Source organism: Alloyangia mangrovi, assembly GCF_002300555.2.
Lineage (GTDB): Bacteria > Pseudomonadota > Alphaproteobacteria > Rhodobacterales > Rhodobacteraceae > Salipiger > Salipiger mangrovi.
The window spans coordinates 37,288-50,189 of sequence record NZ_NTHN02000040.1 but is presented as its reverse complement, the minus strand read 5'-3'; the positions used below and the strand labels follow the sequence as shown (position 1 = coordinate 50,189).

At 64.2% G+C, this 12,902-nt stretch carries 12 protein-coding genes, 3 pseudogenes and 1 riboswitch; of the genes and pseudogenes, 4 read left to right on the top strand and 11 right to left on the bottom strand.

The genetic code is table 11. From position 1 onward, the window contains the following. The 3 genes and pseudogenes from CLG85_RS27470 to CLG85_RS19085 all read left to right on the top strand — a co-directional run. Window positions 1–334 (top strand): annotated as a pseudogene (locus CLG85_RS27470) (hypothetical protein); the annotation flags it as partial. A gap of 28 nt (window positions 335–362) precedes the next feature. Beyond that, window positions 363–599 (top strand): TOBE domain-containing protein, encoded by a 237-nt coding sequence (locus tag CLG85_RS27815; protein ID WP_375796939.1) that lies wholly within the window; start codon window positions 363–365, stop codon window positions 597–599. After that, complete coding sequence (locus tag CLG85_RS19085; protein WP_095881083.1) at window positions 596–1,123, top strand: heme-binding protein; 528 nt, start codon at window positions 596–598, stop codon at window positions 1,121–1,123. Before CLG85_RS27815 ends, CLG85_RS19085 begins: the two co-directional genes overlap by 4 nt. A 373-nt stretch (window positions 1,124–1,496) precedes the next feature. Here CLG85_RS19085 and CLG85_RS19080 read toward each other — a convergent pair whose 3' ends face one another. The 10 genes and pseudogenes from CLG85_RS19080 to CLG85_RS27805 all read right to left on the bottom strand — a co-directional run. Further along, window positions 1,497–2,441 (bottom strand): FecR family protein, encoded by a 945-nt coding sequence (locus CLG85_RS19080; RefSeq protein WP_095881084.1) that lies wholly within the window; start codon window positions 2,439–2,441, stop codon window positions 1,497–1,499. Between the two features lie 74 nt (window positions 2,442–2,515). Then, window positions 2,516–3,106 (bottom strand): RNA polymerase sigma factor, encoded by a 591-nt coding sequence (locus CLG85_RS19075; protein WP_260349859.1) that lies wholly within the window; start codon window positions 3,104–3,106, stop codon window positions 2,516–2,518. Window positions 3,107–3,222: 116 nt separating this feature from the next. After that, a complete protein-coding gene (locus CLG85_RS27465) occupies window positions 3,223–3,564 on the bottom strand; it encodes an ABC transporter ATP-binding protein (RefSeq protein ID WP_311735010.1) in 342 nt (113 codons plus the stop codon). A gap of 91 nt (window positions 3,565–3,655) precedes the next feature. Then, window positions 3,656–3,973 (bottom strand): annotated as a pseudogene (locus tag CLG85_RS27460) (ATP-binding cassette domain-containing protein); the annotation flags it as partial. A 46-nt stretch (window positions 3,974–4,019) separates the two neighbouring features. Further along, a complete protein-coding gene (locus CLG85_RS19065; protein ID WP_095881087.1) occupies window positions 4,020–5,003 on the bottom strand; it encodes a FecCD family ABC transporter permease in 984 nt (327 codons plus the stop codon). Beyond that, the gene (locus CLG85_RS19060) at window positions 5,000–5,989 is read right to left on the bottom strand and encodes a FecCD family ABC transporter permease (protein WP_260349858.1); all 990 of its coding nucleotides are present in this window, start codon (window positions 5,987–5,989) and stop codon (window positions 5,000–5,002) included. Before CLG85_RS19060 ends, CLG85_RS19065 begins: the two co-directional genes overlap by 4 nt. After that, window positions 5,986–6,900, bottom strand: coding sequence for an iron-siderophore ABC transporter substrate-binding protein (locus CLG85_RS19055; RefSeq protein ID WP_095881089.1), 915 nt, complete (start codon window positions 6,898–6,900; stop codon window positions 5,986–5,988). Before CLG85_RS19055 ends, CLG85_RS19060 begins: the two co-directional genes overlap by 4 nt. Window positions 6,901–6,955: 55 nt before the next feature. Continuing rightward, window positions 6,956–9,370 carry a TonB-dependent receptor gene (locus CLG85_RS19050; RefSeq protein ID WP_095881090.1) on the bottom strand — a complete coding sequence of 805 codons (2,415 nt, stop codon included), beginning with the start codon at window positions 9,368–9,370 and terminating at the stop codon, window positions 6,956–6,958. Window positions 9,371–9,510: 140 nt separating this feature from the next. Beyond that, on the bottom strand, window positions 9,511–9,681 hold the full coding sequence (locus CLG85_RS27810) for a (2Fe-2S)-binding protein (protein ID WP_375796938.1): 171 nt from the start codon (window positions 9,679–9,681) through the stop codon (window positions 9,511–9,513). A 127-nt stretch (window positions 9,682–9,808) separates the two neighbouring features. After that, window positions 9,809–10,165 (bottom strand): annotated as a pseudogene (locus tag CLG85_RS27805) (IucA/IucC family C-terminal-domain containing protein); the annotation flags it as partial. Between the two features lie 727 nt (window positions 10,166–10,892). After that, a riboswitch (TPP riboswitch) is annotated at window positions 10,893–11,010 on the top strand. Between the two features lie 98 nt (window positions 11,011–11,108). Between CLG85_RS27805 and CLG85_RS19040 the strand changes: the two are divergent. Next, a complete protein-coding gene (locus CLG85_RS19040) occupies window positions 11,109–11,537 on the top strand; it encodes a hypothetical protein (RefSeq protein WP_095881092.1) in 429 nt (142 codons plus the stop codon). A 157-nt stretch (window positions 11,538–11,694) separates the two neighbouring features. Here CLG85_RS19040 and CLG85_RS19035 read toward each other — a convergent pair whose 3' ends face one another. Further along, window positions 11,695–12,825 carry an autotransporter domain-containing protein gene (locus tag CLG85_RS19035; RefSeq protein ID WP_095881093.1) on the bottom strand — a complete coding sequence of 377 codons (1,131 nt, stop codon included), beginning with the start codon at window positions 12,823–12,825 and terminating at the stop codon, window positions 11,695–11,697. Between the last annotated feature and the right edge of the window lie 77 nt (window positions 12,826–12,902).

Genomic DNA, 12,902 nt, shown 5'->3' with positions numbered 1-12,902 from the left:
CTCGTTTGGAGAACAGGCTAACTTCAAACTGCGGACTTTTCAGGGGAGCAGGTCACAGGCGTACTCGTATCCTTCGCGCGCTCTATACGTCACCCATGATCAGATCGAGGCGATGACGCTGGCCGACCGCATCGTGGCACTGGACTGCGGGCGGATCGAACAGGTCGGCCGGCCGCAGGAGCTCTACCGCCAGCCCGCCAAAATATTCGTCGCAGGGGTCATTGGCTCACCAGCGATGACCTTCTTCGATGCGCGCCTCGACACGCGGGATGGTCGCAAGGTCGGCGTTCTGAAGACGGGAGAGACCGTGCCGATCTCGGCGCCCCCCCAATAAGGCAGGTGAAGACGGACGCGACGTTGTCCTGGGCATCCGCCCCGAGGACCTTGCCCTCGGCGAGGGGCCGATCCGCGGCTCCGTTCAGCTTGCCGAGGTCACTGGGGCTCAGGCGCTGCTCACCTTCGAATGCACTGCCGCCCGGCAGCCGGTGGTGTTGCTTGTCGAAACAGACACGAACCCCGACATCGGCGCTCCTGTTTCGGCTTGCGCGCCACCCGAGCGGGTCCACATATTTGACCGTCAAACTGGAGACCGCCCATGACCGATCTCGCCGCGCAGATAGCCGCACTGGAGGCGGAGCACGAGGCGCTAGTCATGGATCGCTTCGACGTCGATGTGGCCTGGTCTATGGGCAGTTGGCCGCGGCGGAGGGCCGCTGCCGATTCCTTGCCGATTGCGATCCAAGTCGCGCTGCCCGGCTGTCCGGTGTTCTCTGCGCTGCTGCCCGGTGCCGGCCTGGACAATCTCGCGTGGATCGAATGGAAACGTAACGTGGTGGAGCGGTTCTGGGAAGGTTCGCTGCTCACCACACTGCGCTGCGAGGCGATGGGAGCTACCCTCACGGGCAAGTTCCGGCTCGACGAAACACGCTTCGTTCACTCTGGTGTCGGTGTCGCCGTGCGACTTTCTGCGCTGGGTGGGATTTCCGGAAGCGTGATCGCCACCGGCCTGCCCCGGTTCATCGAGGCCTACAACAACCGCCGCCTGCATTCAGCCTTGGGCTATCTCAGCCCTGCACAGTTCGAAGATCGCCACGCCCGCGCCATGGTCAAAACCGCCGCCTGAGAATGTCCATCCGCAGGGGCGCACTCCAATACCGACCGCGGAGACAACCATGCATCCGGCAGGCACGCAATCAGGCGAGCAGGGCTTGACGCGACAAAGGCGATTAGACAACCCCATCAGTTCTGGGTGGAAATCAACACACCCAGATGTGTTGCAGGTCTGATGGCGATTGACTGAGGTCACCGCACCCACCTCCCGGCGGGACATCACAGGCTCGGCGTCAGGCCTGCAAACTCGGGGTCGGCCCCTCGTCGGGCATGCCTGTGGCGCTTGCGCCCGTTCGAAGGCCGTCCCGTCGACCCAGATACATTTATGGATCACGACCGGCTTCCGGGCGACAGCACCCGTTCCCGCAGTCCCTCCCCAGCACCACCTACTCGGGTCTGATGAAGATCAGCGGCCCGATCCGCAACATTCTGACGTCAAGCGCTGCCTCCAGGAAGGAGAGGGCAGAAAGCGGGTCGGTGACGTCAAGGGTCCCGCTCAGACGCTTTTGCGAAAGCGGCTCATCCGGCACCATGATCCGCCCGGCAAAGCGGTTGTCGATTTCAGCGATAACATCGGCGATCGGGGTGTCATCAAGCACAAGCTTGCCCTGACGCCAGGCCAGTGCGCGGTTCCGGTCGGCAGGGGTGATCTCTAGTTGCGCTCCGGCGATGTTGTAGTTGCCTCGCTGTCCCTCTTCCATTCGCGTTCCGTCATCATCGTCAAGCTTCAGTAGGACGCTGTGGTCCGTCACCGTGACCTCGATGTCGTTCAGTCCGAGCCGTACGACGAATGCGGTGCCGAGAGCTACGACCGTAGTATCGCCCGCGATGACAGAAAAGGGACGATCACGATCGGGCGCAACTTCGAAATAGGCCTGGCCGCGCAGCAAATGAACGCTGCGGTTTTCAGCGTCGAAATCAACTGAAATCGCGGAACTCGCGTTCAACTGCAACACCGTGCCATCATCGAGCGTTACCCTCGGCAACTCATCGATCCTGGCAACGACATCCGCACGCAGTCGCATTGGTCCGTCGGCCCAGAAAAAGCCCGCAAGGCCAACAGCAAATACCGCCGCCATGACGGCGATCTTCTTGCGCGGCCGTGCCGGATTCGCCTCGAAGGCGCTGAGTTCCGGGTCTGATGCGATCGCCCGTCCCGCTGCGCCAAAGAGGTGCCGTGCCGACTCGTAACTCCGTCGATTCGCTGCGGAGGCCGTCAACCAGGCCTGAAATGCGGCCTCCTCCGCAGGCCCCAGCGGGCCGCGGCTCTGGCGAAGAACCCAGCCAGCGGCCTCTTCATGTCGCTGTCGTCGTGACTGGCTGTCCGGCATGCGCCTTCCCGTGTTGCCCCATCCTGTCGTCTCGCCCCGACTTAAGCGCGAATGACCGTGGCCAGAAGGGAGATTCAGTCCGCCTCGTCCTCGAGCCGGTTGAGGCAGTGGATCAGGCTCTTGCGCAGGTGGCGGTCGACCATATTGCGGCTGATGTTGAGCTTTGTAGAGATCTCATCCGCAGAGAACCCGTGGAGCCGGTGCAGAATGAACACGGCCTTGCGGCGCGGCGGCAGTTCCGCGATGGCCGACCGCAGGCTGCGCAGCCTGGCTTCGGTCTCGAGACGCTGGTCGGGCCCGGGCATCTCGGCTGGCAGCGTTTCGACGATACCGTCAGCGGCGGTGAAGAGCCGCGCCTCGAAATTCTGCCGCCGAAAGCGGTCGATCGCGAGATTGGTCGCTGCGCGGGCGAGGAAGCTGCCGGGAGAGCGCTTGCCGCGCAGGACTTCGGGATTGTCCGAAATCTTCAGGTAGAGATCGTGAACGATATCCCGGGCGGATCCCCGGCAGTGGCCGCGCCGGGCGACGGCCGCGACGATATCGTTATAGTGAAGAACGATCGCCTGGTTCAGAAGATCTGAATCGTCGACGTCCTCTGCCGCGAGGCGCATGATGCTTTCCCTGTTCGGTGCAGTCGCCATCTGGCTGGGCGTCTTCTCCGGCAACGGCATCGATGCACGGAGTGACCCTTGCTCGGGAGTTGCGCCTGACTTTAGAGGACCTTGCTTGCCAGAACAATGCGCCTGGAGGTCCAGGCCGTCGCGAAGTCGTCATCGGCCCTTTAACTGTGGTCCGATTGCATCGCCCGAGGCAGGGCCATCGGGGAGCCGGTGACCGGATCGGGGTGGACTTCGGCCTGGACGCCAAATCCCGTCCACAGCGTTTCAGCGGTCATGACCTCGGCGGGGGAGCCCTCGGTGAGGATCGCGCCATCCCGCAGGACGGCCATGCGGTCGACGTAGCGCGCGGCCTGGTTGAGATCATGGAGCACCGCAACCACCGTCTTGCCTTCCCTCCGGACCAGCCGCACCAGCAGCTCCATGACCTCGATCTGGTGGGAAAGGTCGAGAAAGGTGGTGGGCTCGTCCAGCAGTAGAATCTCGGTCTGCTGAGCCAGAGCCATGGCGATCCAGCCGCGCTGGCGCTGCCCCCCCCGACAGGGTTTCGAGCGCTCGCGCCGCAAAGGCCTCCGTGCGGGTCATGCGCATGGCATCGGCGCAGGCGTGTGCGTCGTCCTGGCTCCAGCGCGCGAAGGGGCCGCGATGCGGATGGCGGCCAAGCCGGATGAGTTCGGCCAGCGGCAGGCCCTCGGGTGCCATCGGGTTCTGTGACAGAAAGGCCAGCCGGCGAGCGATGCGGCGCGCCGGGAGTGTGCGCAGATCCATGCCGTCAAGCGCGACCGTTCCGGCTGTCGGACGGAGATTGCGGCAGAAGCTGCGCAGCAGCGTTGACTTGCCGCTGCCATTCGCTCCGGTCAGCGCCGTGAAGGTGCCGGGTGCGATGCGCAGATCCAGCCCGCGCAGAACCTGCATACCGGCGTATCCGACACAGAGACCGGTGGCGCTCAGGGCAGGCGGTTTAGTGGGGGTCATGGCGCAACCTTCGCTGGAGCCAGAAGAAGAAGGGGCCTCCGACCATTGCCGTGACCAGCCCCACGGGGATCTCTGCGGGCGCGAAGACGATGCGGCCCAGCAGATCGGCGGCAGCCACCAGCACCGCGCCGAAAAGCGCCGCGGCAGGCAGCAGGCGGCGATGGCTTGGCCCGACCAGCCTGCACGCCAGATGCGGTGCGATCAATCCGACAAAGCCGATCGGCCCGGTGATCGAGACCGTCGCGCCTGCCAGCAGCGCGCAGAGCAGGATGAGCAGAAATCGGGCCTGTTCGATGGCTTGCCCGAGGCCACGCGCGAGACCGTCCTCTAGCCTGATCAGGTCGAGTGCGCGCGGCGCGACGAGGCAGGCCAGAAAGGCCGGGCTCAGCCAGAGCGCCAGGAGTTTCAGACGCGGCCAATCCAGCCCGTTCAGGCTTCCTGCAAGCCAGATCATCATGCGCTGAACCTGAGTGAGCCCGCCGAACGTGATCACCGTGGTCGTGGCCGCGCTGACCATCGCGGCCATGCCGATGCCGATCAGCACAAGCCGCATGGGGGCCGCGCCGCCTCTCCAGGCCAGCGCCCAGATCGCGCCGGCCATCGCGAGCGCCCCGCCGAAGCCCGCGATGGGCAGCAGCGCGGAGACGCCGGGAGCCCACAGAACAATCAGCAGACTGACCGACAGCGCCGCCCCTGCGTTGATCCCGAGCAGACCGGGTTCGGCAAGTGCGTTGCGCATCACGGCCTGGGTGATCGCGCCTGCCAGGGCAAGGGCCGCGCCGGCGAGGCAGGCTGCGAGCAGCCGCGGCAGGCGGAAGCCGGTCACGATGAGCGCCGCGTCAGGGTCCGCGCCCGGAAAGAACACAGCCGAGAGAACCCGATCGAGGGGCAGCGGCATGTCGCCCATGCCGAGAGAGGCGACGGCGAGCAATGAAAGGATGGCGCCCAGGGCGAGAGTGAGGCGGATCATCTGGCGCCCCCGGTCCCGCGCCGGGCGAGCCAGATGAAGAAGGGGGCGCCGAGCAGCGCGGTCGAGATCCCGACAGGGAAGGCGGCGCTGGCGGAGAGCCAGTGCCCGGCGGTGTCGGCACCGAGCAGCAGCACCGGACCGGTCAGGGCGGCGGCGGGCAACAGCACGCGGTAGTCGGCGCCCGCCACCAGCCGCACCAGATGCGGCGCCACCAGCCCGACAAAACTCACTGGACCGGCGAGCGCGACGGCGCCACCTGACAGCAGAACGCTCAGGATCAGCGCAATCGCCAGCCAGAGCCTGCGATTCTGGCCGAGCCCGTGCGCGACGTCGCGGCCTAGGCTGAGCACCATGATCTGCCGCCGCAGCAGAAGCGCGGCCGCAAGCGCCGCAAGGAGAAAGGGCGCAATGGCTGCCACATCCGTCATGCGCCGCCCGCTGAGGGATCCGGCGGTCCACAGGCGCACCTGATCCAGAGCGTTCTGATCGTAGATCAGCACGACCGTCGTCAGGGCGGTGAGGAAGCCGCCGGCCACGGCGCCAGCAAGCAGCAGCGTCTGCGTGGTGCCCCCGGCGGACTGGCCCAGCCCATAGACGGCTGCCGCGGCGGTGGCGGCCCCGGCAAAGGCAAACCAGAGCGTAAGGCCGGGCTCGGAGACACCGAGGATCGAGATGGCGAAAACGACGCTGAACGCGGCCCCGGCATTCACCCCCAGAAGCCCCGGCGAGGCCAGCGGGTTGCCGCTGGCCGCCTGCAGGATGGCCCCCGCGACCGCCAGTGCCGCTCCGGCCAGCAGGCCGGTCAGCGCCCTTGGTAGCCGGATGCCGGTGAGGACGATATGCTCGCGGGAGCCGTCGGCGGCAAGCAGCGTCTGCCAAAGACGCGCGGGCGCGATATCCTGCGCGCCCTGCATCAGCGACAGGGCGACGATCAGCGCGAGCGCGCAACCGAGCGCCGCGAAGCCCGCAGTTCTCTGATGTTTCACGGCAGCAGGAAGCTTTCGATGTCGTCGAGCACCGCATGCGCCGAGGCGACGCCGTGAAAGCCCATCCACTGCGACCGCTCGACGCGCCACGCGCGGCCTGCGGCGACGGAGGGCAGCATCTGCCAGAGCGGGTCGGACTCGACTTTTGCAGCCAGCGCGTCGTCGCCTTCAGGATCATAGCCATCGGCGACCACGTACAGCAGAATGTCGCCGTCGAGCACAGCCAGTTCCTCCCAGTCCGGGCGCTTGCGGAAATCCGTGCCTTCGGTGGTCTCATAGGCCGGGCGCCGAATGCCCGCCTCGGCGAGCACCGCATAGGGCGCATAGGCCATCGGCCCGTCGAGATAGACCTGGAAGCCGTTGGGAGACACCCGCAGCACCGACACCGTCAGATCCGCGGGAACGCGTTTGCGGATGCCGGCAACGCGGGCCTCGTAGGCCTCCAGCCTGGCCGCCGCCGTCTGCTCCCGACCCGTGACCCGGGCAAGCAGGCGGAAATGATCCTTCCAGTTGCCATGCGCAGACAGGATGGTCGGCGCAATCCGGGAGAGGGACGGGTAGAATCCCTCATGCGCATACGTGTCGCCGATGATCAGGTCTGGATCGAGCGCCACGATGCTTTCGAGGCTGGGCTGCTGGGCGTGGCCAATGTCGGCGATGCCCTCTTCGCGCGCCCGGGCAGAGGCATTCCTGTCGGGCAGCGACAGCAGCGGCGCGCCCAGCACCGGCACCTCCAGTTCCCACAGCATGCCGAGCGCCATCTGCGGATCGAGCACGACAATACGTGCGGGCTCTGCGGGTGTGCAGACCGGAGCGCCGAACACGCCGGTTTCGACAACGCGGCCGTCGCAGGCCGCAGCGGCGTGGGGAAGGGCGAGGAAAATGGAAGCGAGGAGTGCGCTGAGCCGCATATGTTCAAAACCTGCTCGAAGGGGCGGGCGCCGGAGGGTCCCGGCGCCCGCAACATCAAAATCTGGCGCTGAGATTGACGCCGAAGCGGCGTCCCTCACCTAGCGTCGCAGCAGTGTCGTTGTCGTTGTAGACGAAATAGGTCTCGTCCAGCGCGTTCTCGACGAAAGCGTTGAGTTCCCATCTCTCCGTGCGATAGCCGGCCTGGAGATTCACCAGCCAGCGGCTGTCGATGTAGTCATGCGGCAAAGAGCCAAGTCGCGCGAGGTAATCGGACGTGTATTTTGCATCCGCTCCGACATAGAAACCGTCTTTGAAACGGTAGTTCGCCCCCATGCCGACGCTCCAGTCGGGCGCCTCGGGGAAGGACATGCCCGACAGATCACCATAGGAGGCGTCTTCGAAGTCCTTGAACTCGGTGTTGACGTATCCAATCGACAGAAACGCATCGAACTGTTCGTTCGGGCGGTAGGTCGGTTCGATCTCGAACCCCCAGGACTCCGAAGAGGCGGCGTTGACGATCTTGCGGGACAGCAGGTCTGCCGGGTCCAGCTGCATCTGCACCTGCTGGTCTTCGAAGCGGGTGTGGAACAGGTTGGCGTTCAATGTGAGCCGGTCTTCCAGGAAGGATCCCTTGTAGAACAGTTCCATGGTGCGCGCCCGTTCTGGATCGTAGGTATAGGCAGACTGGCTGAGCGTGTCATAGGAGGCCCCGCCGGTCCGGAAACCGGTCGAAAAAGACAGCCCTGCCGTATGCGACCGGCCGAAGTCTTTCGCGATCGCGATTTTCGGGACGAAATTCCATTCGTCGAAATCCGTGGAGTAGTCGGTTCTGACCGTTGTCACCCCGCCCAGCGGTTCCGTCCTTTCGAGGTATTGGCTGATGTCCTGGCGCGTGTAGTCGAGCCGTCCGCCAAGCGTGACCCTGAAAGTGGGGGCCACTTCGTATGTCGCCTCGCCAAAAACCGCGTAGTTCTCGCTTGAGGTATCGTTGCGCTGAACCTGGTTGCGGAAATCATAGATGGTCCGGTCGTAGTAATTGTCCTCGTGCTCGTAGGCGGCATAGAGCCCGGCGACCCAGGAGAGGCGTTCATCCTCGTAGTTGAAGCGGAATTCCTGCGAGGCGAGATGGTCCCGGTAATAGCCGTGATAGGTGTTCACTTCGCCCGGGCTCCGGTAATTCGGCGATTTCCGCTGTGTGTCCGAGTAGCTGAAGGCGGTCATCGAGGTGAACCGCAGCGCGTTCGTCAGATCGTGGGTAATCTCGAGCCCGAGGTTATGCACATCGGTCGGGCGATGTTCGACGTAGGCAGGGATAGTGAAATCCCCGCGTTTATCATCGAAGTCGAAGCCGAGCCCGGGCCCGCCGATATCGCGGACATAAGGATCATCGTGCGAGAAGGAGTAGCTCAGCAGCGCACGGGTGGAAGGCAGGTCACTCGGTTCTATCAGCAGCTTGGCCCGGATCTGGTAGGTCGTATCCGTGGTGAAATCGTCGAGATGCTTGAAGCCCGAGAAGGTCGGATACTTGATATCGTTCTCACTCTTTTCGAAAACCCCGGAGAAGCGGAGAGCGACCTGATCGTCCACAAGCGGGGTGTTCAGCATGAAGGCGCTGCCACGCAGGCCGTTCGACCCTGCGGTCCCCGAAACCTCGGCCTCCTTGTCGAAGACAGGATCCTTGGTCTTTATATAGAGCGCGCCGGCCATGGCCGCGCGCCCCGAGAGCGTCGATTGCGGGCCGCGGTAGACCTCGACCTGTTCGACATCCCACAGGGTGCGGGCGCCGCGCCGGGTGCCATGGCTGGTCTGCTGGACACCGTCCACATAGAGCGACGCCAGAGGCGCACCGCCCGGCACCAGCCCCTCCGAATTCACGCCGCGGATGATGAAGCCGTTGTCGGTCCAGTCGCCATCCATGACGTTCCCGAGCCTGCGGAAGGAGTCCCGGAAAGACCGGATCTGGCCATTGCGGATCTGTTCCGAGCCGACGACACCGACGCTTGCGTCGGTGCTGCCCAATGTCGTTGCGCTGCGGTTGCCGTAGATGGTGATCGTGCCGAGCATGAGCGCGCCGCCGTCTTCCATAGTGGCGCGGTCGTCTGATCCGCGCTCGAGAACGACCTGATTGACGCCGGCAAAGCGCGCCTCGATGCCCGTTCCCGCAAGCAGGAGGTCAAGCGCCTCGTGCGGTGACATGGTGCCGCTGAGTCCGGGGGTCGATCTCTGGGACGCGAGCGCGGAATCGTAGAGGATCTGAAGCCCGGTCTGTCTGGCCAGATCGTTGAGACCTTTCGTCAAGGTTCCTGCAACCACTGAAATGTGTTGCGCTTCGGTCGGAGCTGGAAAATTCTGGGCCCGGACCTCGCCGGCGATGCAGACGCTTGCCAGCGCTGCTCCAGCAAATACCACATTCATGGCCGAATGTCGCAGGCGTGTCGCTTGGCGCCACGCCATGTAATCCTTTTTCATTCTGTCCCCCGCGTCGTTGCGATCTCTTAGGGTTGTCGCGGAATCGTGGCGGCGGCTCTGATCCGTTCATGCATCTGACGTTTGGAGCGCAGGACTTGGGACAGTCATTCTGAAAAATTCTGGAATTCGTCTTGCCTGGCCTACCCGTCCAGACCGAAGCGGCGGCGAAGAGAGATCCGGAGATCACGGTCGCGTTCTGCGGGCGCCTTCAGCACGCAGGTGGTGCATAGCTTGCCGCCCTCGACAGTGTAGTAGCGGCAGCATCCCCCCCCGCGCGCGCAGAGAGATTTTCTTTTGTGGCTCGCCGGCAGCGGTCAGATCCAGGTCGAAGAAATGGAGCTGCGCGTTGTCGAGCGGAGAACCCGCTGTCTTGACGATCCTCAGCGCCAGACCTTTCGCAAGCGCCTCTTCTCCCATCTTTCTGCCGACCGAGAGAAATTCCGCCGCCACAGAATCAGCCACGAGCCGCCAGAAGGCAGATGGAGCCAGACCGGACAGGATGCTCAGATGTGAGATCAGCGGAGCGAAATGGCGTTCGATTTCTGATCTTAAGACGTCGGCGAGAGGCATGGTTTCTTCGTCCTCAGCGATGCGCCTGTCTCGCTGGCCACCAGCGGTGGCGAGATCGGGAGAAAGAAAAACGACACGCATGTTCCGACGGAGAGGGTCGGTCGGGAGGTTCTCGGACTGAAAGCTGAGCGCAACATCGGTCGGTGCGAGCGACGGCACGATCCGATGATGCAGAAACTGGGGGGCCAGAACCTCCATTGTCGCCGCGACATAGTCGGACAGCATAAACGTCGCACACGCTTTGTCGTCAGCGCTCGGAGAGTAGCTGCGCTGGTACTCGAGAGCCTCCAGAAGCCGTGCAGCGTCTGCAAAGAAATCACTGCATCGCAGAAAGTCGCTGTCGGAGTGTGAAGAAATACATTGCGCACGATCCCCATGGAGCGGCTCTCCGTGCACAGATTCCTTCTCGAAATGGGTTTCATCGTCCCACTTATCTTCGGGACCACCGTCGCACATGATTTTTCCTTGTCAGCAAGTTCTGCTTTATGACGATTGAAAGGGGGCTTCCGGGACGGCCGCCGGAGATTTCAGCCCGACTGTGAACCGGGCTCGATGTGGCTCGGCAATGCCGCTCTGCCATGGCCCGGCACGGTATCGGTGGCACGCTCGGCATCCGGCTTCAGGATGACGGTCTTGCAGTGGTCGACTGGGTCACGCAGATCGGCCGTGACCCTGGCCCAGGCCTCTCTCGGGGGGGGGGCGCGTCGGTCCGGAGTCATAAGTGGCTGTCCGGCGGGATGAAGACCGGGGATCATCCGCGCGCCCATGACTTCCGCTCCGATGAAGCCGCCCCGGTCTCCCGCGTTCAAGACTGTCTCCCTCCGCCTGGGGCAGGCCCCGACGCAACCCGGTCCTCTCGGAATACCCAAATCACTGAAACTCCGGTGTGCAAATTCAGGTCGGTTTGCGCACCGCGACCGTTGACATCGGCACATTTGCTGCGCAGCCAGCCAGCACTTACCCGGGGGGCTCGACAAGAGGCTGAGATACCACTGGCACCCGTGCAGCGCAGTGACCCGATGAACCTGATCCAGTTCACACTGGCGTAGGGATGGTGCACTGTCCGGGCGAGCCCCGACCCCTTTCGTGAACGGGCAGTCCCACACCGGGAATCCCATTCGACGCGGAACTGGGTCTCCAACGCTTTGAGCTACGGAGGCTCCGACCGATGAAAGACCCGACCCCAACCGTCACTACGAGCCCGCTGGCCGCGCATCCGGGCGATGTCGTCGACCTCCTTGGCCACGCCCTCACTCTGCGAGCAACGGATAACGCTGAAATATGTGTCTTAATGTGCCATGTTTTTGTTTTCCATTGGCGGAAGTCACCTTATGTGATTTCGGGAACCGGCTGCAGATTCACACAAACCGCCGAGGCAGGCGGCGACCTCAAGCACGGCACTGAAATTGTCGCCTATAAGGATCGCTTCTTGGCAGCGCTTCTGGGCACCCTGGCGGCGCCTCCAGGGCGGGCCAATCATACTGGACCTGGCGCTGAGATCCGACCCGAGCAGCTTCTTGGAGCGTGGGCCGAAATGCTGCGCGTGATTGGGCCGAGCTGTGGCACGAAGCTGAGCGATGATCTCCACGCACTGTAACTTAGGCGGAGCGAGGCTCGCCGAAGCACTGGACCTGGCGAGGTCAAGAGCCTGCCCAATATGGTGCTCTGAAAACACGCCGAAAGGTATGAAACTTAGGCAGCGCCCCGATCGCTATCGGAGCGCTGCCTTCTTATTCGGGACCGTTCGCCGCCGGTCAGAAGGTCACCCCAAGCGCAACAACCAGCGACTCCTTGGTCCGGTTGCCGTTTAACCCATCGTAGCGGCCGTAGCTCACATTGATCATCGCCGAACGAGAGAGCGAGATCGACGCCCCGGCGAAGCTGTTGAGATAGGCCGTCTCGTCGACGTAATCGTCGTAGGAGTTGACGAATTCGACGTCGACCCCGAGCCCGGCGAAGGGATGGATCTTCCCCTGCCCCACATGCTGCAGCGCCGCCTTGGCATAGGCCGATCCGTAGTCTTCGGTACTCTCGCCGCGCGGTCCCTTCACCGTCGCGCCGAGCGAGTTGGTGGTCTCGTCGAACCAGGTCTTCTGCCAGGCCGCGCCAATGTTGGGGCGCAGGATCCAGCTCTCGGGCAGCGCCGCGATATCCGCCTTCGAGAAGCTGCCCACCGCATCCGCCTGCAGGTAGACCCGCTGAGCGTCCTGTTCTGCCTCGATGGTGGCAAAGGGCAGCGGAATGCTGGTCTCGGCGGTCTCGTTGAACCAGCCGGCGCGCAGGGCGACGCCCCAGTTCTCGTTCACCACCTTCAGCATGTCCGCGCGCAGCGCCCAGAACTCGATGTCGCTGCTGCCGCCATTGTGGCGCATCTCGACCTCGTTGCGGTTCACCTCGACCCCGATACCCAGCATCAGGTCGGCACTCGGCGCGTAGAAGTACTGCACGCCAAGGCCATGCGCCTCGCTGTCGCTCTCCATCTCGGTGCCGGCGTTCTCGGTGCGCCAGGCGTCCGACCAGCGGTTGTCCGAGGAAAAGCGCAGGTAGGAGGCGCTGTCACTCGGGCCCTTGTTCAGCTGGATGATGGCGCTGAGCGGGGTGAGAAGCTCGCTGACGCCGTCGGAATAGCCGTCGTCGGGGTTGCCCGGGATGTCCGCCAGCGCCGACATGCCACGCCCGAAGGCGACGCGGGACTGCAGCGCGCCGTAGCGCTCGTTCGAGGACATGATCCCGAGCAGGCCGCTCCGGCCCATGTTGGCCAGCACGCGGATCGACAGGGGCGGCGGGCCACCGGCTCCCTTGGCTTGCGGCGCTTCCGCCTTGGCTGCCGTTCCCGGGCACAGGGTTACCGCGCCCAGAGCGCAGGTCGCTATGAGTTTGAGCATCTCGCTCCTCCACTGATGTCAACTGGATGCGGGGCATCCTCCGGCCCCGCTTGGTCACTCGGCGCGCAGCAGCGGCG